Origin of the sequence: Terrabacter sp. LjRoot27 (genome assembly GCF_964254175.1) — a bacterium.
Taxonomy (GTDB): Bacteria; Actinomycetota; Actinomycetes; order Actinomycetales; family Dermatophilaceae; genus Terrabacter.
The window spans coordinates 53515-78392 of sequence record NZ_CAXUSS020000001.1; the positions used below are offsets into that span (position 1 = coordinate 53515).

At 72.4% G+C, this 24878-nt stretch carries 11 protein-coding genes; all 11 read left to right on the forward strand.

What is annotated here, in order from left to right; all coding sequences use genetic code 11:
• Window positions 1–128 precede the first annotated feature (128 nt).
• The 11 genes from ACSQ2D_RS00220 to ACSQ2D_RS00270 all read left to right on the forward strand — a co-directional run bounded on the left by ACSQ2D_RS00220 (window position 129) and on the right by ACSQ2D_RS00270 (window position 24795).
• The gene (locus ACSQ2D_RS00220; protein WP_435984005.1) at window positions 129–1628 is read left to right on the forward strand and encodes a CCA tRNA nucleotidyltransferase; all 1500 of its coding nucleotides are present in this window, start codon (window positions 129–131) and stop codon (window positions 1626–1628) included.
• Window positions 1629–1851: 223 nt separating this feature from the next.
• Window positions 1852–2388 (forward strand): hypothetical protein, encoded by a 537-nt coding sequence (locus ACSQ2D_RS00225; protein WP_435984006.1) that lies wholly within the window; start codon window positions 1852–1854, stop codon window positions 2386–2388.
• Complete coding sequence (locus ACSQ2D_RS00230; RefSeq protein ID WP_435984007.1) at window positions 2385–3197, forward strand: PP2C family protein-serine/threonine phosphatase; 813 nt, start codon at window positions 2385–2387, stop codon at window positions 3195–3197. The genes ACSQ2D_RS00225 and ACSQ2D_RS00230 overlap by 4 nt, the downstream gene beginning before the upstream one ends.
• Window positions 3198–3199: 2 nt before the next feature.
• Window positions 3200–5998 carry an FHA domain-containing protein gene (locus ACSQ2D_RS00235; RefSeq protein ID WP_435984008.1) on the forward strand — a complete coding sequence of 933 codons (2799 nt, stop codon included), beginning with the start codon at window positions 3200–3202 and terminating at the stop codon, window positions 5996–5998.
• A 43-nt stretch (window positions 5999–6041) separates the two neighbouring features.
• Window positions 6042–7742, forward strand: coding sequence for a protein kinase domain-containing protein (locus ACSQ2D_RS00240; RefSeq protein ID WP_435984009.1), 1701 nt, complete (start codon window positions 6042–6044; stop codon window positions 7740–7742).
• A 177-nt stretch (window positions 7743–7919) separates the two neighbouring features.
• Complete coding sequence (locus ACSQ2D_RS00245; RefSeq protein WP_435984010.1) at window positions 7920–8705, forward strand: hypothetical protein; 786 nt, start codon at window positions 7920–7922, stop codon at window positions 8703–8705.
• Complete coding sequence (locus ACSQ2D_RS00250; RefSeq protein ID WP_435984011.1) at window positions 8702–15025, forward strand: Ig-like domain-containing protein; 6324 nt, start codon at window positions 8702–8704, stop codon at window positions 15023–15025. The genes ACSQ2D_RS00245 and ACSQ2D_RS00250 overlap by 4 nt, the downstream gene beginning before the upstream one ends.
• Window positions 15026–15118: 93 nt before the next feature.
• A complete protein-coding gene (locus tag ACSQ2D_RS00255; RefSeq protein ID WP_435984012.1) occupies window positions 15119–16111 on the forward strand; it encodes an AAA family ATPase in 993 nt (330 codons plus the stop codon).
• A 31-nt stretch (window positions 16112–16142) separates the two neighbouring features.
• Window positions 16143–17642: a DUF58 domain-containing protein gene (locus tag ACSQ2D_RS00260; RefSeq protein ID WP_435984013.1), complete on the forward strand. Its 1500-nt coding sequence runs from the start codon at window positions 16143–16145 to the stop codon at window positions 17640–17642.
• The gene (locus tag ACSQ2D_RS00265) at window positions 17639–20398 is read left to right on the forward strand and encodes a transglutaminaseTgpA domain-containing protein (RefSeq protein WP_435984014.1); all 2760 of its coding nucleotides are present in this window, start codon (window positions 17639–17641) and stop codon (window positions 20396–20398) included. The genes ACSQ2D_RS00260 and ACSQ2D_RS00265 overlap by 4 nt, the downstream gene beginning before the upstream one ends.
• Complete coding sequence (locus tag ACSQ2D_RS00270) at window positions 20395–24795, forward strand: FtsK/SpoIIIE domain-containing protein (RefSeq protein ID WP_435984015.1); 4401 nt, start codon at window positions 20395–20397, stop codon at window positions 24793–24795. The genes ACSQ2D_RS00265 and ACSQ2D_RS00270 overlap by 4 nt, the downstream gene beginning before the upstream one ends.
• Window positions 24796–24878: the final 83 nt, after the last annotated feature.

Genomic DNA, 24878 nt, shown 5'->3' on the forward strand with positions numbered 1-24878 from the left:
GCACGCGAGCGGTGCCGACCGGCGGTCCGGGTCGGGTGCCGGTCGTCTCCCTCGCGCGTGGGTGCGCGCGCCCACCCCTGCGCATGCGGGCGGTCAGGACCCGGGCGAACGCTCACTAGGCTGGTCGCGTGCCAGACCGACCCGACACGCCTCCCGCCGACGGCCACGAGCCGGCCGACGCCGGACTCCCGCTTCTGCGGGCCGCCGTCGCCCGGCTCGCACCCGTCCTGCCGATGCTCACCGAGCTGGGGGAGCGGTTCGCCGCCGCCGGGCACGAGCTGGCGCTCGTCGGCGGGCCGGTCCGAGACGCCTTCCTCGGGCGCGTCTCGCCCGACCTCGACCTCACCTCGGACGCCCGCCCCGACGACATCCTGGCGATCGTCGTCGGCTGGGCCGACGCCCACTGGGACATCGGTCGCGAGTTCGGCACCATCGGGCTGCGCAAGGGCTCGCACGTCATCGAGATCACGACCTACCGCGCCGACACCTACGACCGCACGTCGCGCAAGCCCGAGGTGATGTTCGGCGACAGCCTCGAGGGCGACCTCGTCCGGCGCGACTTCACCGTCAACGCCATGGCGATCCGGCTGCCGAGCCTCGAGTTCGTCGACGTCCACGGCGGCCTGTCCGACCTCGTCCGGCAGCGGCTCATGACACCTGCCGCGCCCGAGGAGTCCTTCGCCGACGACCCGCTGCGGATGATGCGGGCCGCGCGCTTCGCCTCCCAGCTCGGCTTCGACGTCGCGCCCGAGGTGCGGGCCGCCATGGTCGAGCGCGCCGGGACCCTCTCGATCATCTCGGCGGAGCGGGTCCGCGACGAGTTCGTCAAGCTGCTCCTGTCGCCCCGGCCGCGGCTCGGCCTGACGCTCCTCGTCGACACCGGCCTCGCCGACGTCTTCCTGCCCGAGCTGCCCGCGCTGCGTCTCGAGCTCGACGAGCACCACCGCCACAAGGACGTCTACGACCACTCGCTCATCGTCCTCGAGCAGGCGATGGACCTCGAGGGCCCCGCCGACGGCCCGCCGGAGTCGGTGCCGGGCCCCGACCTCGTCCTGCGTCTCGCCGCGCTGCTCCACGACATCGGCAAGCCCGCCACCCGGCGCTTCGAGGACGGCGGCGGGGTCTCCTTCCACCACCACGAGCTCGTCGGCGCCAAGCTCGCGAGCAGGCGGATGAAGGCGATGCGCTTCGACAAGGACACGACCAAGCAGGTCGCCCGCCTCGTCGAGCTGCACCTGCGCTTCCACGGCTACGGCGACGGACAGTGGACCGACTCGGCTGTCCGGCGCTACGTCAACGACGCCGGACCCCTGCTGACGCGGCTGCACCGGTTGACGCGCTCGGACTGCACGACGCGCAACGCCCGCAAGGCCCAGCGGCTGTCGCGGGCCTACGACGACCTCGAGAAGCGCATCGAGCGCCTCGCCGCCGAGGAGGAGCTGGCGAGCGTCCGCCCCGAGCTCAACGGCAACGAGATCGCCGAGACGCTGGCGATCCGTCCCGGGCCGGTGCTGGGCGAGGCCTACGACTTCCTCCTGTCGGTCCGCCTCGACGACGGACCGATCGGCAAGGACGCCGCCCGCGAGAAGCTGCTCGCCTGGTGGTCCGCGCGCGAGTCGGTGGACTGACGGTCGGGTCGGTCGACCACAGCGGCACGGCCGCACGGCCGCCGTGGGGAGTTCTCCCCATCGCGACGCCCGGCGACGCCGTCGTACGCTCGACGGGACCTCGTTCCCGCGAGCCATCGCCGCCGGGACGGGTGCGTCGCCCGATCTGACACGGCACCTCGTGAATGATTGACTGACCGCGCCGTCCCCGACCCCTGCGGGAACGACCGAAAGGAACGAGCCCATGAGCACCCTCGCCTACCCGAGCGCCGACTTCCCGGGCCAGCCGTCGGTGGCCCTCGAGGTGCCGGAGGGATGGGAGCCCGCGCACGCACCGGGCACCACGATGGCGGCCCGGCTCCCGCGCGAGGGTGCGTTCGCGCCCAACGTCGTCGTCACCATCGAGCAGTGCGGGCCGTCCTTCCGCATCGAGGACTCCCTCGAGCAGATCGCCTCCCTCGCCACCTCGCGGGGCGGCGCCGTCTCCGAGCCGTATGCCGCCGACCTCGGTGGCGCCCAGTTCGTCGGGTGCGACGCGACCTGGCCCGACGACGACGTCGAGACCGTCCTGCAGGCCAACCTCTTCCATCTCGTGACGTGCGGTGCCTCGGGGCCGTCCGACGCCCCCGCGCACCTCGTCCAGCTGACCGGTGCCGTCGGCGGCGCCGATGCCGTGGCCGACTACGAGCTCATCCGCCAGGTGCTGACGACCGTGCGCGTCACGCCGTGGGGCGCTGCTGTCGATGCCGGCGCCGACGCCGGGACGGACGCCGACGCATGAGCACGACCCTCCCGGCCATCGCGGCGGGCCTGGCGACCGACGTGGGTCGCGTCCGAGCGCACAACGAGGACTCGGCCTGCACCCGGGGCACCGTCTACGTCGTCGCCGACGGCATGGGTGGCCACGCTGCCGGTGAGGTCGCGAGCCGCATCGCCGCCGAGACCGTCGCCGAGCTCGCCGACCGACCCGTCGTCCAGGTGCGCGACATCGTCGCCCAGGTCGGCGAGGCCAACCGCCGCATCCTCGCGTCCGCGGCCCGGCACCCGGAGCAGACCGGCATGGGCACCACCGTCGCCGGCCTCGCCCTCGTGTCCGTCGGCGGCTCCCGCCACTGGGCGGTCTTCAACATCGGCGACTCCCGGGTCTACCGCTGCCTGGACGGCCGGCTCTCCCAGGTGACCGTCGACCACTCGGAGGTCTGGGAGCTCGTCGAGCGTGGCCTCATCACGCCCGAGCAGGCGCACCGGCACCCGGGACGCAACGTCGTCACGCGGTCGCTCGGGCGCGACCCGATGGGCGTCGTCGACACGTGGGTCTTCCCGCCCTACCCGGGCGAGGTCTTCGTCATCTGCTCCGACGGCCTGTCCAACGAGCTGACCCGCGAGGAGATCGAGGCCGTCCTCGCCGAGCACCCCGACGCCGCCGCCGCCGCGAACGAGCTCGTGCGCCGTGGTGTCGAAGCCGGTGGACGCGACAACGTCACTGCTATCGTCGTCGCGGTGCAGGGCGAGGACTCCGACTCCGACGTCGACGAGGACACGACCCCGCGCGAGAACGTGAACGGCTCATCAGGGGAGAGCAGGTCGTAGACGTGAGTGGCCCGTCCGTTGTGGTCGACCGGGCCCCCGAAGGCTGGACGCACATCGGGGGCCCCGGCATGCACCTGCTCATCGGCCTCGACGAGGACGACGAGCGCACCATCGCCGCGAGCGACGCGGCCGACGGCGGTGACATCGACGACGTCGTCGAGGTGCTGACGGCCGGTGGGATGCGCAAGGCGCACCACTTCGTCGGCGTCCACTGGCAGCCCCGCACCCGCATCGTCGCCTTCGGCCCGGTGTCGGCCGTCGTGACGCTCGCCGACGGCAGCGAGCACGACGTGCGCGCCACGAGCAGCAAGGTCTGGACCGACCTCGAGCTGCCCGACCACCCGGACCGGGTCGTGCTGCGGGTGCTCGAGGAGTCCGAGCGCGCCCAGCCCGTACCGCCCCAGGGCCTGACGGCCGGACCGCCCTCCGCGCGTGCCGGAGCAGTGGCAGGTGCCGGCGACGAGGCGGCGCCGGTCGCGGTGCCCGACGAGCCCACCGAGCGCACCGAGCCCACCGAGCGCACCGAGCCCACCGAGCGCACCGAGCCCACCGAGCCCACCGAGCCCACCGAGGCGACCCCGGCCACCGAGACCACTCCGCAGTCCGCCCCGACCACGAGCGCCCTGGACGCACCGGTGACGGAGGCCCACTCGGAGGCCCGGTCGGAGGCCCGGTCGGAGGCCCGGCCCGAAGCGGCCGCCGCGTCCGACTCGGTGCCCGTGCCTGACGGCGCCACCCCGTCCGGCGGCATCCCGACCTTCGCCGCATCCATGGCCGACGGCGGTACGTCGACGGATCGCCCGGACGCGCAGGACGGCCCGAGCCGGTCGCCGTGGGGACGCAGCTGGGTCCGGGACGACTCCGCGTCCACGACCTCCGACGATGGTGCGCGTGGAATCGAGTCCAGCTCTGCCACAACGAGGTCCGATGGCACCGACGCGAAGGCGCTTGTGGCACAGGCAGATTCGGACGTGCAGCCCGAACAGCCGCGGGCGGCCGAGTCCGTGGCACCCGAGCCTCCTGCCGCTCCGGTGCCTGCGCTCCGCCCGTGGACGTCGGTCACCCCTGCCGTGCCCGTGCGTGCCACGCCGCAGACCAGTGGAGGCGTGAGCGGCGAGGCCGACGCGTCCGGCGGGGCGCCGCCGCCGGCCCCCGTCCGCGACGAGGCCGCACCGGAGCCGGGGCGCGCGGAGCCCTCGGCTCCCGCGTCGCCGGAGCCCACGGCTGCGGTGCCGGCGTCACCAGAGCCCGCGGTCCAGGCGCCCCCGGCGTCACCCGCGCCGACGCCGGCAGCAGCCGCGGCACCGGCCGCAGCAGCCGCACCGACGGCACCGACGGCACCCGCGGCACCCGCGGCACCCGTGGCCGACGACCTGCCCGTCGCGGCACCCCGTGACGTCGACTCGACGTGGTCGGCCCGCCCGGTGCTCGACGCGGACCCCGCGTCCCCGCCGTCCCCGGCACCATCGGCGCCGGCCGCGTCCGGCCAAGGCCGTCCGCCGGTCCCCTCGGCCGACCCCGCCGGGACCGACGACGCGGACGACGCGGACGACGACCAGCCCGCCGCACCGCCGAGCTACGACTACCTCTTCGGGCACACCACGGCCGCCGACGAGCACCGCAAGGTGCTCGCGTCGCTGACCCGGCCCGACGACGACGAGACCGGGCACGACGAGGACGACCACCTGCCGGGCCCGTCCGTCCCCGCCGTCGCCGACGCGTCCGACGTCGCGGTCACGAACGAGGCCCCCGCGCCCGAGGTGCCGGCGCGACCGATCCCCTCGGCCCCCGTCGTGCCCGAGGGCGGTCTCATCTCCTCGGTGCCGTGGGCCCGTTCGACCCCGGCCGCAGAGGTCCCCAAGCCCGAGCCGGAGCCACAGGTCCCGACGTTCTCGGGTCGGCACACGCCGCCGCCCGCCCCGAGCCTGCTGCCTCCCATGAACACCCCGCCGCCCGGCGTCCGTGCGCCCGAGGCGACTCCGCTCATCTCGACCGGACCACCACCGGCGACCACCGGCCCCGCGCCGACTCCGGCACCCACCTCGGTGCCCGCGAGCCCCCCACGCCCGCCTGCCACGCCCTCGACGCCGACGGCATACTCCGGCACGGCCCAGCCGCCCGCGGAGCCGACCTTCGACGTGCCCATCTCGCTCCCCGGCGCCGTATCCCCGGCCGCACCGGTCGCCCCGGCGACCCCGGTCGCGGAACCGATCACGCCCACGTCCGCTCCCACCCTCGACGTCGGCGCCGTGACCGACGAGGACGAGACGGAGCTGACCGTGGACCGAAGCGCCCTGCTCGAGGCCCGCAACGCCGCGCAGAACCAGACCTTCTCCGGCCCCAGCGTCCTGGCCGTCCTCTGCTCCACCGGTCACCCGACGCCGCCCCACAGCGACCGCTGCCGGGTGTGCGGCTCGAGCATCCCGCCCCAGGAGCCGTTCACCATGCCGCGCCCACCGCTGGGCGTGCTGCGCCTCTCGACGGGCGACGTCGTGACCCTCGACCGCAGCGTGCTGCTCGGCCGGGCGCCCAAGCTCGGCGACGGCCTGGCCGTCCACGACCGACCGCACGTCGTCAAGGTGCCGAGCCCCGAGCGCGACGTCTCGCGCAACCACGTCGAGGTCATCCTCGAGGGCTGGCACGTGCTCATCCGTGACCTCGGCACGACGAACGGCACGACGGTGACGCTGCCGGGCGAGAGCCCGCTCCGCCTGCGCGCCAACGACCAGCAGGTGCTCGAGCCCGGGTCGCTCGTGTCCATGGCCGACGAGGTCTCCTTCACCTTCGAGGCGGCGTCGTGACGCGCACGCCCGACCACCTGCCGGCCGCGGACGGGGGTGTCTCGTGAAGAAGGGCGCGCCCCCGAAGATCCCGGGCCTCGTCTTCGTCCAGCCGCTCGGCTCGGGCGGGTACGCCGACGTCTTCCTCTACGAGCAGCAGAGCCCCCGCATGCCGGTCGCGGTCAAGGTGCTCAAGTCCGAGGGCCTGACCGACGCGCTGCGCCAGCAGTTCGTCGAGGAGGCCGACACCATGGCCGCCCTCGGCGACCACCCGTACATCGTGCAGGTCTTCCGTTCCGGTGCCTCCGACGACGGCCGTCCCTACCTCGTCATGAAGTACTACCCGCCGCCCAACCTGGCGATGCGGGCCCGCGCCGAGCGCTTCTCGGTCGAGGACGTCCTGCGCACCGGCATCCAGCTCGCGAGTGCCGTCGAGACGGCGCACCGCGCCCGCATCACGCACCGTGACATCAAGCCGGCCAACGTCCTCATCAGCGCCTACGGCGCCCCTGGCCTGACCGACTTCGGCATCGCCGGTCGCGGCGCCCGCGAGGGTGACGTCGAGGCCGAGACCACCGACGACGTCGGCGTCTCGGTGCCGTGGGCTCCGCCGGAGGTGCTCTACGGCCAGAGCAACGGCGACGAGCGCTCCGACGTCTACTCGCTCGCCGCGACGCTCTGGCAGCTGCTCGTGGGCCGTTCGCCCTTCGAGATCCCGGGCGGCGACAACTCGGCGTACGCGTTGATGCCGCGGATCCGCAGCACGGCGCCGCCCGCGACGGGTCGCCAGGACGTGCCGGCCGGCCTCGAGCGCCTGCTGGCCCAGGCGATGGCCAAGGACCCCGCGCACCGACCGGCCTCGGCCCTGGAGTTCGCCCGGGCGCTGCAGGCGGTCGAGCAGCAGCAGCGTCTCAACCGCACGCCCATCGTCGTCCTCGACGAGCAGGGCCACACGACCCTCGTCAGCCAGACCCAGGGCTCACCGACCGGCCGGGGCGGTGACGACGACGACCGGACGCGCATCAAGGCGCCGCAGACCGTGGTCGCGCAGCCCGTCGGTCCGTCGCCGACGATGCTCGACGACGAGACGCGACGCCGCTCGGAGGCCGGGGCGCAGCGCTGGTCGCCGGCCCCGATGCCGAGCCCGAGCCGCCCGGCCGCGGCCGCTCCGGTCCGCCCGGCCGCCGTGACCGATCCGGTCAGGAGCCAGACCGCGCCGCTCGGGGCGGACTCGGCCGAGGAGGCGACGGTCCGCCGCGCCGCGAGCGCGCCCGGGACACAGGCCCTTCCGGCTGCCGCGCCGGCATCGACGTCTCCGCTCGCGAAGCCGGCAGTGCTCTGGGGCCTGGCCGCCGGTGTCGTCGTCCTCGTCGGTCTCGTCGTCTTCCTCCTGCTCCGATCGGGGTCCGGCGACCCGACCCCGGCGACGCCCACACCGAGCGCCACCGTCTCGATGCCGGGTGACGACAGTGCCATCGGCGACGGTGTCTTCGAGAAGCCGACCATCTCGGCGAGGTCCGGTCAGGGCAGCGTCAGCTTCACGTGGAGCTACCCGCAGCCCTCGAAGAAGGACACCTTCCGGGTGTCCTACGGACCGACGCCGTCCGACGCCGGGAACCCGGAGCGGGCCAAGCTCGTCTCCGTCACGGCCAGGACCTACACGGTCAAGGCCCCGAAGGGGACCAAGGTGTGCGCCACGGTCGTCGTGGCCCGCTCCGGCCAGGCCTCTCCGGGGTCCGACGTGCAGTGCGAGACCGCGCAGTGAGGGCGGGCGGTGTCAGCTGCCTGAGTATGCCGGCGGGTGGACACGAAACGGTCGGAACGGCAACCTCGACACAGACACCAGCAAACCACCACAGACGTCCGTAACGCGCAGCGACTGGACATCGTTAGCCGCAGCGCCCGCGCGAGAGCGTGTCGACAGGGATTAGGGGACCTGATCGTGATCCACAGCAAGGTGACCGTCGTGTTCTGCGGCGAGGAGTACTCCGTGTCACCCGACACCGGACTGACCATCGGTCGGACCGGCGACGTCGAGGTGGATGACAACCCCTACCTGCACCGCACCTTCCTCGTCGTGTCGTTCGAGAACGGCTTCTGGTGGCTGAGCAACACCGGCTCGACCCTGACGGCCACGGTCGCCGACGAGCAGGGCCTCTTCCAGGCGTGGCTCAACCCGGGAGCGAAGATCCCGCTCGCGATGAAGCAGCTCATCGTCTGGTTCACCGCCGGCCCGACGACCTACGACTTCGAGATCCACGTGGCGAGCCCGGCCTTCAAGTCGGTGACGGCCGACCCTCCGGCCGAGTCCGACGACGACGAGGTCGGCGCGGCCACGGTCGGGCGGGTGTCGTTCACCCCCGACCAGAAGCTGCTCATCGTCGCGCTCTGCGAGCCGTTCCTGCGCCGCCGTGAGGCGGGTACGAGCCAGATACCCTCCTCGGCGGCCGCCGCCGACCGGCTCGGCTGGACCATCACCCGTTTCAACCGCAAGCTCGACAACGTCTGCCAGAAGCTCGCCGACGCCGGCACGCGCGGCCTGCACGGCGGCGTCGGCAAGCTCGCGACCAACCGCAAGGCACGGCTCGTCGAGCACGCGCTCTCGACCAAGCTCGTCACCGAGGACGACCTCGCCCTCCTCGACGACCCGGTCACCACCGTCACCACGCCAGATGAAGAGAACCGGCCCGACGACCGCATGGCCGTCGCCGAACAGGGGAACGCATGAGCACCGCCGCCACCAAGCGACGGGTCGGAGTCATCTCCACCGTCGTCGTCGCCCTCGTCGCGAGCCTGCTCGTGTGGCTCGCCACCCGCAGTGACGGTGAGATCGTCCGCAAGGCCGACCTCAACGACGGCGGCATCTGGGTCACGAACTCCGAGCAGGCGCGCTACGGCCGCATCAACAAGCCGGCCGGCCAGCTCGACGCCGGTGTCCTGTCCGACGGCTCGACCGGGTCGGGTCTCGACATCTTCCAGGACGGCGCGGCGATCGTCGGCTACTCCAAGGCGAGCAACCAGATCGTCCCGATCAACCCGGCCGAGGGCACCCTCGCCCCCGAGCAGTCGATCGTCGTGCCGAAGCCGAGCACGGCGACCGGCAACCGCGTGTTCACCGCTCCTCTCGTCGACGTGCGGGGCGGCACCATCGCGATGATCGACCCGGCCAAGGGCGAGCTGCGGGCGCAGCGCGTCGACGACCGGAGCGGCATCACCGGCCTCGACGCCCTGCAGACGCAGGCCAAGCCGCTCGCCAAGGTGGGCGGCAACTCCGCCGTCGCCGTCGGCGTCGACGGCACGGTGTATGCCGTGTCCGCCGAGGTCGGCACGGTCACCGTGCTGAGGCCCGAGGGCAACGCGTTCGCGAAGCCGGTCACGACGAAGCTCGGGTTCACGTCGAAGTCGGCGCAGGTGACGGCCGTCGGCAGCCACTGGGCCGTCTGGGACTCCGCCACCGGCAAGCTCTACTCCGACGCCCTCGCCGAGCCCGAGCAGCTGTCGGTCGGCAACGCCGAGCCCGGCAACCCCGCCTTCGCGGCGCTCCAGCAGCCAGGCCCCGACGCGGCCTCCGTCCTCATCCAGGACGAGACGCAGCTGACACAGGTCTCCCTGACCGGCGACAGTCCGACCACCGGTGGCGTGAAGCTGAGCCAGGGCGCTCCGGGGCAGCGGCTCTTCCTCTCCGCGCCCGTGCGCCTGGCGAGCTGCATCCACGCAGCGTGGGCCGGGGCGTCCAACGTCTACTACGGCCGCAACTGCGGCGCCCCCACCGACGCCGACACGGTCGACCTCGGCGCGATGAAGAAGGGCGTGCGCACCGACGGCGTCAAGCTGCGCGTCAACCGCGGACTCATCGTCCTCAACGACCTCGACTCCGGTGACGTGTGGGACATCGACCGCAACCGCGTCAAGATCGACAACTGGAACTCCGTCATCCCGCCGCCGCAGACCGACGACAAGAACAAGAAGAAGGACGAGAACCTCGTCGACGACGAGGTGAGCCGCACGCCGCCCAAGGCGCAGCCGGACAACCTGCAGGTGCGCCCGGGGCGCACCTCGACCCTGCACGTCCTCGACAACGACTCCGACTCGCAGGGCTCGATCCTCGCGATCTCGCCCGGTGACGTCAGCCAGCCGGGGGCCACCGGCATCTCGACGAGCGCCTCGGCCGACGGCCAGACCGTCCAGGTCACCGTGCCCGAGGAGGCCAGCGGCTCGTTCTCCTTCGACTACACCGTCAACAACGGCACGACGGCCAAGAACGGCCGCGCCACCGCGAAGGTGAACGTCCGCATCGTCGGCGCCGACGTCAACACCGCGCCCAAGCTGCGCTCGGGCCAGGCGAAGCTCGCGCAGGCGAAGTACCCCGTCGTGGCCAGCGGCTCGGTCCGCGTCGGCGTCATCGCCGACTGGCGCGACGCCGAGAACGACCCGATCCAGGTCTCGGCGCTCGACCCGGCGACGACCGGCGTCGACGGCTCGGGTGCACTCACCGTCAAGGCGCAGGGCGACAAGGGCGACCAGGTCGTCGACTACCAGGTCGACGACGGCCGCGGTGGCACGCAGAAGGCGTCGGTCACGCTCGACGTCCTGAGCGAGCAGGACAGCAAGGCGGTGCCGCCCAAGACCCAGCCCGACGTGCTGCGCGCCGTCGTCGGCAAGCCGGTGCAGCTCCAGCCGCTCGGCAACGACATCGCCGGTGCCGACCCGACCGACCCGCAGGCCCGCATGCGCCTCGCGCAGGCCGTCAAGGGTCCGGGCCAGCTGACGCTCGACACCAACCTCGACACCAACGTCCTCACGGTGACGGGCCAGACGCCCGGCACCTCGACGGTGACGTATGCCGCCCAGGTGGGTTCCGGTGTCAGCGTCGGTCGCATCCGCGTCGACATCATGCCGAACCCCTCGGTCGACCTGCCGCCCGTCGCGACCCCCGACGCGGCAGTGCTGCGTGGGCAGACGCCGGTCATCGCCGACGTGCTCTCCAACGACTACAGCCCGCGCAGCGACGTCCTCGTCGTCCAGCGCGTCGTCACCGGTGACGCGTGGCTGCGCGTCTCCGTCGTGCAGGGCCGGTGGATCCGGGCTGAGGCCACGGCCCCGCTCGACGGCGACACCCCGCGACGCGGCACCGTCAGCTACACGATCAGCGACGGCACGAAGACCGCCGTCGGCCAGCTGTCCGTCGTGCAGAAGCCGGAGCCCAAGGACAAGGTGCTGCCGACGGTCGTCGACGACGTCGCGACGGTCCGTGTCGGTGACGCCGTGACCATCCCGGCTCTCGACAACGACTCCATGAGCGAGGGCATCCCGCTCAAGCTCGACCCCGCCAGCGTCAAGGTGCTGTCGGGCGGCGGGCAGGCGTTCGCCTCCGGCACCGTCGTGCGCTACGTGCCCGACCAGGAGACCCTCAAGGGTCCGAAGTCGGCGATCCTCGAGTACGCGACCTACCCCGAGGGCCTCCGAGCGCGGGCGGTGACCGGTCGCATCAACGTGACGATCAACCCGCTGCCCGACGCCGTGAAGTACCCCAACCAGCCGCCGTCGGCGCGCAGCTTCTCGGCCAGCGTCACGGCCGGCGACACCCTGGCGATCACGGTGCCGACGAGCGGGGTCGACCCGGACGGTGACCTCACCTTCGTCAGCGGCATCGTCGGCGAGGACGGCAAGGCCGTCGACCTCAAGCTCGGTCGCGTCCTCGGCTTCGGGGCGGCGACGATCCGCTACGAGGCCTACCCGCGCAGCGCCGGCACCGAGGTCATCCGCTACCAGCTGCGCGATCGCTTCGGCCTGACGAGCGAGGGTTTCGTGCGCGTCGGCGTCGTCCAGCCGGGCGACCCGCAGCCGCCCGTGGCCGTCGAGGACGACATCGTCGCCGCCCCCGGTCGCACCGTGCGCGCCGACGTCCTGTCCAACGACCTCATCGCGGCCGGTGACTCGGTCTCGTTCGTCGACCTGTCGACGCTCAACGACGCCGACGTGCTCAAGGACTTCCAGAAGCAGAAGGACGACACCTTCAAGGTCGTCGCGCCCGACGACGGGCCGGCCAAGGTGCTGACCTACGGCATCACCGACGGGCTCTTCGACCCGTCGAAGTCGACGCTCACCGTTCGCGGGCAGAAGGACTTCAACAACCCGCCGATCGCCGTCGACGACACCGGCCTGGCCAAGCAGGGCGAGACCTCCATCCTCGTCGACGCGCTCGCCAACGACCGCGACCTCGACGGGGAGCAGGCCAGCCTCAAGATCACGAAGTTCATCGGCGACGGCGTCGTCCGCGAGGGCCGCAAGCTGCGCATCCAGCTGCGACCGCAGGCGCGCGTCGTGCCCTACGTCATCGAGGACGCCGACGGCGCCTCGGCCATGGCGCTCATCTACGTGCCGGCCGGCACCAACGGTGCGCCCTACGTCGTCGACGGCAAGACCATCAAGATGGGCGCCGACTCCACGGTCGATGTCAGCCTCGCCGACTACGTCGTCGACCCCCGCGGCGGCAAGATCGCCCTCACCTCGCCCGACACGGTGTCGACGTCCCCCGACGAGGACCTCCAGTCGGCCGTGTCCTCCGGCACCGAGCTCAAGCTGACCTCGACCAACGGCTACGTCGGTCCGGCCGCGCTCATGCTCGAGGTGACGAACGCGACGGGTCCGGCCGACAAGGCGGCCCAGACGACGTACGTGACGATCCCGGTCCAGATCGGCCCCGACGTGCCCGTCCTGCGCTGCCCCGACCACGAGGTCAGGCTCGTTGCCGACGGCCCGGCCCGCACCTTCGACATCCCACGGCTCTGCCACGCCTGGCTGCCCACCGGGATGGACGCGAACAACGCCCAGTACGAAGCCACGTGGGACCCGGCCATCGACCGCGTCGACCTGAACCAGGCCGGCGCCGGTGGGCGCCAGGTCGTCCTCCGGGCCCAGCCTGCCGCCCAGGAGGGCTCCACCGGTGCGGTCACGGTCAAGGCCAAGGGCGGCGCGGAGTCCTACAAGATCAAGGTCCGGGTCGTCAGCGCCCCGCCCGCCGCGACCCTGCGTCCCGTGCGGATCGAGGGCCTCATCGCCGGGACGAGCCGCACCGTCAACCTGTCGCAGTACCTCGACAGTCCGCTCACGGCCCCCAAGTGCCAGGTGCAGTCGGCCCGGGTGATCTCGGGCACGGGAGTCAGCGTCACGCAGAACGGCTGCCAGATCACGGTGTCGGCGTCCGACAAGGGCCGCGGCGACGCGCGCATCACGGTGCAGGCCGTCGACGCACCCGGTCGACCCGCGGCGCTCGGCCAGGTCTCCGTCAGCGTCCGCAGCAAGCCCGACCCGATGGCCGCCCCGACCGCGGTCGCCGACCGCATCCTCGGCAGCAGCGCGCGGGTCGACTTCCGCCCGCCCGCCTACGACGGCGGCCTGCCGATCCAGGGCTTCGAGGTCACCGCGATCGGACCGGGCGGCGGCACGAAGGCGTGCTCGTCCTCCCCGTGCACGATCACCGGGTTGACGAACGGTCAGGACTACTCGTTCACCGTCCGCAGCCGCAACCCCGTGGGCTGGTCCGACCAGAGCCCGCGGAGCAACACGGTGCGCCCGGACACCAAGCCCAAGGCGACGTCGATCACCGACATCACGCCGGGCGACCGCAAGCTGACGGTGCGCTGGAGCGAGCCGCCGAACGAGGGCAGCAAGGTGCTCAAGTACCGCGTCCAGTGGGTCAACATCGGCGGCAGCGCCGGCGCGACCGGCCAGGCGGAGGTGCCCGCGCCGGGCCTCACCAAGGTCATCAGCGGCCTCATCAACAACGACGCCTACAACGTCCGCGTCCAGGCCAACAACGAGGCCGGCTGGGGCCCCTTCGGCGCCCAGGTCAAGGCCCAGTCCTTCGGCAAGCCGGCTGCGGTGCCCGCTCCGACGTTGAGCCCGCGGGAGCCCGTGCCCGGCGAGACCAACGCCCAGGTCTCCATCGCCTGGGCGGCGACGGACCCGAACGGCCCACCCATCACGAAGTACGACGTGTTCCGCCGCACCGGCGGCGGCGCCTGGAACCTCATCGCGACCCGCTCCGGCGGTGACTCGCGCGTCGCGAGCGACACCATCCCCTACGAGGGCCAGACGGTCCAGTACGTCGTGACCGCCACCAACGGCGGGCCGGCAACCTCCGACAAGGCCAACTTCTCGAGCTACACGGCCAACGGCTACCCGGACACTCCGACCCTCCTCACGGCAACGACCCCACGTGAGGACAAGACGATCGACATCACCTACCGGATCGGGAGCCCGCACGCCGCTGGGTACGACCGGATCCACTGGACGACCGACGGAGTCACCGGCTCGTTCCCGTGCTCGGGCACCAGCTGCCCGACGGCAGGGACGACGCGGCCCCTCGACACGACGTCGAGGACCATCGCCATCCGGGCCTGCAACTCCGCCGGCTACTGCTCGCCGATGTCCAACGCGATCCGGGTGCACCCGTACGGGCCGACCAACGCCATCCGCAACCCCGGCGAGAACCACGACAACAACAGCATCACGTTCACGTGGAACGCCCCGGTCAACAACGGTCGCCCGATCACGCAGTACCAGGTGACCGGCGACAAGAGCGAGACCTTCGGCGCCAGCCGTGAGTCGACGACGATCGGTGGCCTCGGCTACAGCGACACGCGCACCATCCGGGTGCGTGCCTTCGCCACCGACTCGGGCTGGGGTCCGTACACCTCGATCACCGGCACGACGAACGCCGCGCCCAAGCCCAAGGTCAACTCGGTCTACAAGGGGAGCGGCTGCGGGGCGACGGGCTGCCTCAAGCCGGACGGCACCCAGTGCGGCAGCAACTGCAACCACATCGGCTACAACCTGTCGAACTACAACGGCGCCATCAGCTGCTCGGTCGACAGCTCCGACGGCGGCTGGTCCAACCCCGACAACGGGACGGGCGGCTCGCACGAGCCCAGCAACGGCGGCAACGACTCCAACAAGTTCTTCGGGTTCCCCAACGGCTGGGTCCGCGTGACCTGCTCGTCGTCGAACGGGTCCGACTCAGCGATACGCAATCCCTGGGGGTGACGGCCCGCTCCCGCGAGGGAGCCGGCCGCGCCCCGACCCAGCCACACGGCATACCCCACGATCGATGAAACACATGACAGGAGAACGACACCCATGACGGCCACGCCCACCACAGGTCGCATCACGCAGGAGCAGGTCACCTGGTTCGCGCACACCTTCGACCAGCTCGTCGGCAACATCGAGAAGGCCGTCCTCGGCAAGCAGCACGTCACGCGCCTCGCCCTGACCTGCCTGCTCTCCGAGGGCCACATGCTCCTCGAGGACTTCCCGGGCACCGGCAAGACCCAGCTCGCCCGCGCCCTCTCGGCGACGGTCCAGGGCACGCACAGCCGCATCCAGTTCACGCCCGACCTGCTCCCGAGCGACGTCACCGGCGTGACGATCTACGAGCCGACGAAGCAGACCTTCGAGTTCCACCCCGGCCCGATCTTCGCGACCATCGTCCTCGCCGACGAGATCAACCGCGCCTCGCCGAAGACCCAGTCGGCGCTGCTCGAGGTCATGGAGGAGGGGCGCGTCACCATCGACGGCAAGCCGCACTCCGTCGGTGAGCCCTTCATGGTCATCGCGACGCAGAACCCCATCGAGCAGGCCGGCACCTACCGCCTCCCCGAAGCGCAGCTCGACCGCTTCCTCATGAAGGCGAGCGTCGGCTACCCCGACCACGAGGCGACGATCGCCGTCCTCGCCGACGCCAAGACGCGTGACCGCGCCAAGACGCTGAGCCCGCTCATCGCGAGCAACGTCATCGTCGAGATGTCCAAGCTCGCCGACGAGGTGCACGTCGACCCGGCGATCCTCGGCTACGTCAGCCGCATCGCCGAGGAGTCGCGTCGTCACCCGTCGCTCAAGCTCGGCCTGTCGGTCCGTGGCTGCCTCGCCTACGTGCGCTGCGCCAAGACGTGGGCCGCGAGCCAGGGCCGCACCTACGTCGTGCCCGACGACATCAAGCTGCTCGCCGAGCCGATCCTCAGCCACCGCCTGCTCCTCAACGCCGAGGCGCAGTTCGCCGGGACGACCGTCGAGCAGTGCGTCGACCAGATCCTCGGCGACATCGCGCCGCCGGCCGAGCGCGCCTCGGCCTGACCGCGTCCGCAGAAGCAACCAAGGGGACCGCATGACCCAGCAGGACCAGGGGGCCACGTCGTCGCGTCGCGGCGGCCGCTTCCGTATGCCGTCACGCAAGGGAGCGCCGGCCGGTGCCGGCGCGCCCGTGGCGGCGTCCGCGTCGGCGGCAGGCCCGTCGGCCGGCTCGTCCGCAGCCACGACCGGCGGACGCGCGCGGGCCGTCACGGGCACGACGAGCCGTGGCATCCGCCAGATCACCGCGCCGATCACGCGCTCCATCGAGCAGGTCGCGGGTCAGACCGAGGGCATGTGGCGCCCGCTCGCCGGCGTCCTCCGGTGGGTCTCGCCGCTCGGGTGGACGATCCTCGCGCTCGGTCTCGTCTGCTGGTTCGTCGGGGCCCGCTGGGGCTGGACCGAGCTGCTCATGGTCGCCGCGGCGGCCCTGCTCCTCTTCGCGATCTGCTTCGTCCTGGCCCTCGGTCGCACCAAGGTCCGCATCCTCGCCGAGGTCGACCCGCGCCGGGTCGTCGTCGGCGACCCCGCGACCGGTCGCATCCTCGTCACCAACGAGGCCCGCACCCCGATGCTGCCGATCCTCGTCGAGCTGCCCGTGGGGCTGTCGGCCGCGCGCTTCGTGCTGCCGGCCCTGACCCCGGGCAACGCCCACGAGGAGCTCTTCGTCGTGCCGACCTCGCGCCGCGGCGTCATCCAGGTCGGCCCGGCCACGACGGTCCAGGGCGACCCGCTCGGCCTCATGCGCCGCACGCTGACGTGGACCGAGCGCACCGAGCTCTTCGTCCACCCGCGCACCGTCGCGCTGGAGTCCCTCGGCGCCGGCCTGCTGCGCGACCTCGAGGGCAGCACCACCGAGGACGTCTCGATGAGCGACCTCGCCTTCCACGCGCTGCGCGAGTACCAGCCCGGCGACGACCGCCGCTACATCCACTGGCGCAGCTCGGCCAAGGCGGGCAAGCTGCTCGTGCGCCAGTTCCTCGACACGCGCCGGTCGCACGTGACGATCCTCGTCGACCCCGACCCGGAGCAGTACCGCTCGGGTCACGGCAAGACGGGCCGGGCCGACCGCGACGTCGAGCGCGACGTCATGGCGGCGAACGCCCCGACGGCGATCCAGGCCGACGTCGAGACGGCCATCTCGGTCGGCTCCTCGATCATGGTCCGCGTCATGCTCGACGAGCAGGACTGCACCATCGTCTGCGGCCCGCAGAAGGTCACGAAGTCCGTCCCGCAGATCGGTCTCGACGCCATGTCGCGCGTCGAGCCCGGTCCCGTCGACCTCTTCACGACCTCGCTCGACGCCGCCGAGCTGGCCCCCGACACGAGCACCTGCTTCATCGTCACCGGTCCGCACCGTCCGTTCATCGAGCTGCAGCGCGCGGCCGGGCAGTTCCCGCCCGAGGTGACGCGCGTCATCGTCGTCATCGACCCGCAGGCCGACCACGGCATCCGTCGTGGTGGCGGCCTCGTCATCCTCACGCTCGCCGCGCTCGAGGACCTCCGCACGCTTCTCGTCTCAGGGGTGGCCCGATGAGCTCTCCGATGTCCGCCGGCGCCGCCGGGTCGATCCCGGCCCCGCCCCCGTCCGCACTCGTCACGCCCCCGACCGCGGGTGAGCGCGTCCGCACGCAGCTGGCCCGCCTGCGGCCCAGCACCGCCCACCTCGTCGACGCCGGCTTTACCGTCGTGCTCGTGGGCCTGGCCCTCGTCGGCTTCCGCACGACGTTCTTCGGCCTCGGCTGGCTCTGGGTCGGCCTCGCCGGTCTCGTCATCGGACTGCTCGTCGCGCACGTGACGGCGACCTTCCGGGCACCCGGGGTGCTCACGCTGCTCGCGGTCGCGGCGGCATACCTCCTCCTCGGCGGGCCGCTCGCCGTCCGCGAGGACCTCATCGCGGGGTTCATCCCGTCGGGCGAGACGTTCGCGACCCTCGTGCACATGGCCGTGCCCGGCTGGAAGGAGCTGCTGACCGCGCTCCCGCCCGTCGACTCGGAGGGCCCCTACATGGCCCTGCCGTTCCTCTTCGGGCTCGTCGGGGCGTCGCTGACCTACGGCGTCGCGCGCCGGTGGACCGGCGCCGTCACGGCTCTCGTCGCCCCGGTGCTGCTCCTCGTCGCGTCGATCGTGCTCGGCACGCTGACGCCCGCGGCCGTGCTGCTCCAGGGCGCCGTCTTCGCGCTCGTCGCCATCGGCTGGACGGCGCTGCGCAGCAACCGCAACCGGCCCGCCCTGCAGAACGGCGCCGGGCGCACGACCCGCGCCGTCACGACGGCGGCGCTCCTCGCCGTCGCCACCGTGGGTGGCTTCTTCGTCGGCCCGATGCTGCCCGGCGCCGCCGGCGCGGAGCGCACCGTCTTCCGTGCCTCGCTCGTGCCGCCCTTCGACGTCACCCAGTACGCCTCCCCGCTCGCCGGCTTCCGCCAGTACACCGAGCCCAACGGGTCCGAGCTCTTCGACAAGACGCTGCTCACCGTCAAGGGGCTGCCGGCCGGGGTGCCCGTGCGCATCGCGGCGCTCGACTCCTACGACGACTTCGTCTGGGGCGCCGGCAACGTCGCCAACCTCGGCACGGGCGACGACCCGGAGGGGACGAGCTTCCGCAAGGTCGGCAGCCACATCGCCGCCGAGGGTGTGGGCGACCCGGTCACCGCGACCGTCGGCGTGCCGGCCGGCGGCTACAGCGACGTCTGGCTGCCGACCTTCGGCACCGTCACGGGCCTCGACTTCGGCGGCTCGCGCGGGGACCAGCTCGCCGACGACCTGCGCTTCAACGTCGACAGCAACACCGGTGTCCTGCCCGAGAAGCTCCAGGCCGGCGACACCTACACCGTCAGCGCGCTGGCCCAGAAGGTCGACGCCGAGCTGCCCAAGAACGTCGACGTGGCCGACGGCACCGTCGTCGACAGCCAGAACCTCACCTTCGTCGACGACAAGATCTCGCCGTGGACCGAGCGCGTCGACGGCCAGTGGCAGAAGGTCGTCGCCGTCGCCAAGGCGATGCAGGACGGTGCCTACACCGACGGCGGCGCCCCGGGCGACTACCAGAACGTCTTCCTCCCCGGCCACAGCCTCCGGCGCATGACCCAGTTCATGAAGGCCACCCAGCTGGCCGGCAACGACGAGCAGTACGCCTCCGCCCTGGCCCTGGCCGCCAACCGCCTCGGCGTGCCGGCCCGCGTCGTCCTCGGCGCCGAGCCCGACGCCACCGGCGCCATCAAGGGCAAGGACGTCCACGCCTGGGTCGAGGTCGCCAGGGCCGACGGATCGTGGCAGCCGATCTACTGGAAGCAGTTCATCCCGGACCGCAACAAGAAGCCGCAGCAGCTGATCCAGAAGTCCGAGGAGAAGAAGACCGGCGCCCAGGTGCCGCCGCCCGCGGCCAACAACCCGCCGAGCGTCCTCCAGGGCCCCGACCAGGCGCAGAACGCGACGCAGCTGAAGAACCCGCCCAAGGACGACGAGAACCCGCTCAACCCCGACAACTGGCCGGACTGGCTGCGCTGGCTCATCTTCTTCGTCGTGGTGCCGCTGCTCGTCCTGCTCGTCGTCTACGGCGCGATCCGGCTCGCCAAGTGGCTGCGGCGTCGTCGCCGGCGCACGATCGGCGAGACGGCGAGCCGCGTCAGCGGCGGGTGGCGCGAGGTCGTCGACACCGCCCGGGACATGCGGATGCCGCTGCCGGTCAAGGGCACCCGTCTCGAGCAGGCGCGCGCCCTCGAGGAGCACGTCTTCGGGCCGCCGCCGCAGAAGCCGAGTCCCGTCGTCGACGGTGCCCTCATGGGCGCCCCCGTCCGTGCGACGTCGTCGGTCTCCGAGCTGACCGACCCGGGCCGCACCGAGCCGCTCCGCCCGGGCGAGGCCCCGCAGACCCAGGCGGTGCCCACGGCGGCCCCGAGCCTGGCGCTCGTGCCGCTGGCGGCTGCGGCCAACGGGCACGTCTTCGACATCGCGCAGCCGACCCCGGAGGAGGTCGACGCCTTCTGGGCCGACGTCGAGACGGCGCGCAAGCGGATCCGCAGCGAGCAGTCCTTCTGGCAGAAGCTGCGCGGCGACGTGTCCCTGCGCACCTTCCGCGACCACCTGCCCACCGGCGCCGGTCTCGGCCCCGCCCTCGCACGGACCTCGCGCCGGCAGGATCGGCCGCAGCAGCCCACCCGTCGGGGCAAGGCCACCAAGGCCGGGATCGGCACGACCGCACCGAGCACCGGTGACGCAGGACGCCGCGGCGGCAGCCGTCGCGGACCGGGCTCGACCTCGAACGCCTCGAAGAGCACGAAGGGTGACGCGTGAAGCTGAAGTTCGTCCTCCGGTCGGGAGACCGTGAGACCGACCTCGTCGCGACGACGGACTCCGCCACGACGGTCGGGGACCTCGCCGCCTACCTCGCGGCGGCCGACCCGCACCGCTCGACCGTGCTGGGTGTCGACGCGGCGATGACACTCGCACTCGTCGACCAGGACATGCGCGGCCTCGACCCCCGTGCGACCGTCGCCGAGAGCGGACTCCAGTCCGGCATGCGCGTCACGACGACCCGTGCCGGGGAGGGTTTCGTCGACCGCGGCCGTCCCGCGGCCGTCGCCTCCATCCGGTCGGGCCCCGACGCGGGGCGCGAGTTCCCGCTCGCCCGCGGGACGGCATACATCGGCCGCGGACGCGGCTGTGAGGTGCAGCTGTCCGACGAGTCCGTCTCGCGCAAGCACGCCAAGCTCGTCATCCAGGAGGTCGTCGAGGTCGTCGACCTCGGCTCGGCCAACGGCATCACCGCGGGCGGGCAGCAGGTCACCCGTGCCCACCTCAAGAGCGGCGACGTCGTGCGCGTCGGCGACACCGAGCTCGAGGTGCACCTGCAGGGCGACGGCGTCGTCAGCCGCCCCGGCAGCGGCGTGCTGTCGGGCGACGCCGGCACGGTGGCGTTCTCGCGGTCACCCCGCGTCGCGCCCCTCTTCGCCGGCCAGGAGTGGCAGGTCCCCGACCTGCCCGAGCGCGGCAAGCTCCAGCCGATGCCGCTCGTCGCGATGATCGTGCCGCTGCTCATGGGCATCGTCATGTACCTCATCACCCGCAGCGCCTTCTCGATCATCTTCATGCTGATGATGCCGATGATGATGGCGGGCACGTACTACGAGTCCCGCCGCCAGCAGAAGAAGGACTTCAAGCAGGCGATGGAGGACTTCAAGGAGGACCTCGCCCTGCTCTCGCAGCGCATCCGCGGCTCCCTCGAGGTCGAGGGCCACACCCGTCGCGGGGAGCACCCCAGCGGCGTCGACTGCCTGACGGCCGTGCGCGACCGCAGCGCCCTGCTCTGGACCCGCCGTCGTGACGGCAACGGCTACGCCGAGCTGCGGCTCGGGCTCGGCACCCGCCCGTCCCGCTCGGCCATCAAGATGCCGGCCGTCGGCCGCTCCAAGGCCGAGGCGTGGCTCGAGGTCTCCGAGCAGCTGCGCGGCCTCGAGGTCGTGCACGACGTGCCGATCGTCGCGACCCCGCTCGCCGACGGCGCCATCGGTGTCGCGGGCCAGCGCGCCAACGCCCTCGGTGCCGCGCGCTCGGTCGTGCTCCAGACCGCGGCGCTGCACTCGCCCGCCGAGCTCGTCGTCTGCTCGTTCGCCTCCGGCAGCTCGGCCCGCGACTGGGACTTCCTCAAGTGGCTGCCGCACACGACCTCGCCCCACAGCCCGATCGGCACCGACCACCTGGCTGCCAGCGCTCCGGCCTGCTCGGCGCTCGCCGACGCCCTCGAGGACATCATCGAGGCCAAGGGCACCGCGAAGGAGCGGGAGCAGGCCAGCGCCGAACGCCCGACCGTCCTCGTGCTCGTCGAGAGCGACGCACCGATCGACCGCAGCCGCCTCGTCGCCATCGCCGAGCGCGGCCACCACCAGGGCATCGTCGTGCTCTGGGTCGCCGAGACCCAGCAGCTGCTGCCGGCCGCCTGCCACACCTTCCTCGTCGTCAGCGACGACCAGAGCTCGCTGGCCGGCTACGTCCACGCCGGCGAGGAGGTGCAGCCCGTCGCCGTCGACCGCATCGGCTACGACGAGGCGATGGCCTGTGCCCGCCAGCTCGCCCCCGTCGTCGACGCCGGCGTCCCCGTCGACGACGCGAGCGACCTGCCACGCGCCGTCTCGCTCCTCACCCTCGCCGGCACCGACCTCGCGAGCTCCGAGGAGGCCGTCATCGAGAAGTGGGGCGAGTCGCGCTCGATCCTCACCGGCCCCTACGCGCCCGCCGTCCTGCCCCGCAAGCCCGGCAACCTGCGCGCCATCGTCGGACAGTCGAGCCAGGGCACCTTCTCCGTCGACATCCGGTCCGACGGCCCGCACGCACTCGTCGGCGGCACGACCGGTGCCGGCAAGTCCGAGCTGCTCCAGGCCTGGATCCTCGGCATGGCCGCGGCCCACTCGCCGCAGCGCGTCACCTTCCTCCTCGTCGACTACAAGGGCGGCTCGGCCTTTCGCGACTGCGTCAAGCTGCCGCACACCGTCGGTCTCGTCACCGACCTCTCGCCGCACCTCGTGCGCCGTGCGCTGGCCTCCCTCGCGGCCGAGCTGCACTACCGCGAGCACCTGCTCGCGCGGCACAAGGCCAAGGACCTCGTCGAGCTCGAGCGCCGCGGCGAGGTCGACGCCCCGCCGTCGCTCATCATCGTCGTCGACGAGTTCGCGGCCCTCGTCCAGGAGGTGCCGGAGTTCGTCGACGGCGTCGTCAACGTCGCGCAGCGAGGCCGGTCGCTCGGCCTGCACCTCATCCTCGCGACGCAGCGACCCGCGGGCGTCATCAAGGACAACCTCCGGGCCAACACCAACCTCCGCATGGCGCTGCGCATGGCCGACGAGAACGACTCCGACGACGTGCTCGGCTCCAAGGAGGCCGCCTTCTTCGACCCCGCGCTGCCCGGCCGCGCCGTGTCCAAGACCGGCCCGGGGCGGCTCGTCCCCTTCCAGACGGGGTATGCCGGTGGGTGGACCTCCGACGTCCCGCCGCCGCCCGACATGAAGGTCGAGACGCTCACCTTCGGCCGAGGCGTCGAGTGGGAGCCGCCGCGCGTCGAGGGCGCCGACGAGGCCGCCGACCTCGGGCCCACCGACATCCAGCGGCTCGTCAGCACGCTCGGCCGCGCCGCCCGCGTGGCCGAGCTGCCCAAGCCCCGCAAGCCGTGGCTGCCCGACATGCGCTCGGTCTACGACCTCGCGACCCTGCCGACGCAGCGCCGCGACGACGAGCTCGTCTTCGGCGTCGCCGACGACCCCGACAACCAGGCCCAGCCCGAGATCGCGTTCCGCCCCGACAAGGAGGGCAACATCGCGATCTACGGCACGTCGGGCTCCGGCAAGTCCGTCTTCCTCAGGTCGATGGCGATCGCGGCCGGCTACACGGTGCGCGGGGGGCCCTGCCACGTCTACGGCCTCGACTTCGGCAACCGCGGCCTCGCGATGCTCGAGTCCCTGCCGCACGTCGGCTCGATCATCCCCGGCGGCGACCACGAGCGCGTCATCCGCCTCATCCGGACGCTCCGGGCCACCATCGACGAGCGCGCCTCGCGCTACTCGGCCGTCAGCGCCGCGACGATCACCGACTACCGGCGCCTCGCCGGCCGTCCCGACGAGCCGCGCGTCATCGTCCTCATCGACAACATGACGGCCTTCCGCCAGGCCTACGAGGTCGGCGGCCGCTTCCAGTGGCTCGACATGCTCGCCGGTCTCGCGGCCGACGGCCGACCCGTCGGCGTGCACTTCATCATCGCGTCCGACCAGCGCACCGGACTGCCGACGAACCTCGCCGCAGCCGTGCAGGGCCGGATCATCCTGCGCATGAGCAACGTCGACGACTACTCCGTCTTCGGCGTGCCCGGTGACGTCCTGACGATGGCCTCGCCCCCCGGCCGCGGTCTCATGTCCGGCTCCGAGGTCCAGGTCGCGGTGCTCGGCGGCTCGTCCGACGTCACCGTGCAGGCCGCCGCGATCGAGGCCTTCGCCGACGCGACCCGCAAGGCCGGCGTCAGCCAGGCCCCGCCGATCGAGAGCCTCGCCGAGGTCATCCCGCTCGGAGACCTCCCGTCGGAGTTCGGCGGGCGTCCGGTCGTCGGGGTCGCGTCCTCGACGCTCGAGCCGATCGGCTTCGACCCCAAGGGCACGTTCATCATCACCGGCCCGTCCGGCTCGGGACGCACCACGGCCGTGGCCACGACCGCAGCCGGCCTCTTCCGGTTCAGCTCGGGATCGGCGCTCTACCTCATGACGCCGCGTCGCACGTCCGAGCTGCTCGACCTCGGCATCTGGGCCGAGACCGCCGTCGGTGGCGAGGCCACGTCGGCCCTCGCGGGCCGGCTCGCTGCCGAGATCGAGGAGGGGCGCGTCACGAGGCCGATCGCCGTCTTCGTCGAACGCATCGACGACCTCGCGCCGTCGGGTGCCGAGAACGCGCTGACGACCCTGGCCAAGGCCTGCGTCGACAACGACCAACTCGTCGTCGCCGAGGGCGAAGCCGCCTTCTTCAGCAGCAACTTCGGCCTCCAGGCCCTGCTCAAGACGTCGCGCTCGGGCCTCGCCCTGCACCCCGACGGCAACGAGGGCCTGTCCGTCTTCAAGGCCAACCTCCCCGCCCTCAACCGGGCAGAGCTCCCCCCGGGCCGTGGTTTCATCATCGAGAAGGGCAAGTTCGAGCTCCTCCAGGTGGCCCGCCCGTGAGTGTGAAGACCACGCCGAAAGCGTTGGCGCACAAGGGAATCGGACGACGCACACGGCATACGCCATCGGTGTCCGACGCGCCC

What these genes read in the sequence shown, in the direction of transcription:
- ACSQ2D_RS00255 (WP_435984012.1), top strand. Translation starts at nt 15,119, where the DNA reads ATGACGGCCACGCCCACCACAGGTCGCATCACGCAGGAGCAGGTCACC.
- ACSQ2D_RS00225 (WP_435984006.1), top strand. Translation starts at nt 1,852, where the DNA reads ATGAGCACCCTCGCCTACCCGAGCGCCGACTTCCCGGGCCAGCCGTCG.
- ACSQ2D_RS00260 (WP_435984013.1), top strand. Translation starts at nt 16,143, where the DNA reads ATGACCCAGCAGGACCAGGGGGCCACGTCGTCGCGTCGCGGCGGCCGC.
- ACSQ2D_RS00265 (WP_435984014.1), top strand. Translation starts at nt 17,639, where the DNA reads ATGAGCTCTCCGATGTCCGCCGGCGCCGCCGGGTCGATCCCGGCCCCG.
- ACSQ2D_RS00230 (WP_435984007.1), top strand. Translation starts at nt 2,385, where the DNA reads ATGAGCACGACCCTCCCGGCCATCGCGGCGGGCCTGGCGACCGACGTG.
- ACSQ2D_RS00250 (WP_435984011.1), top strand. Translation starts at nt 8,702, where the DNA reads ATGAGCACCGCCGCCACCAAGCGACGGGTCGGAGTCATCTCCACCGTC.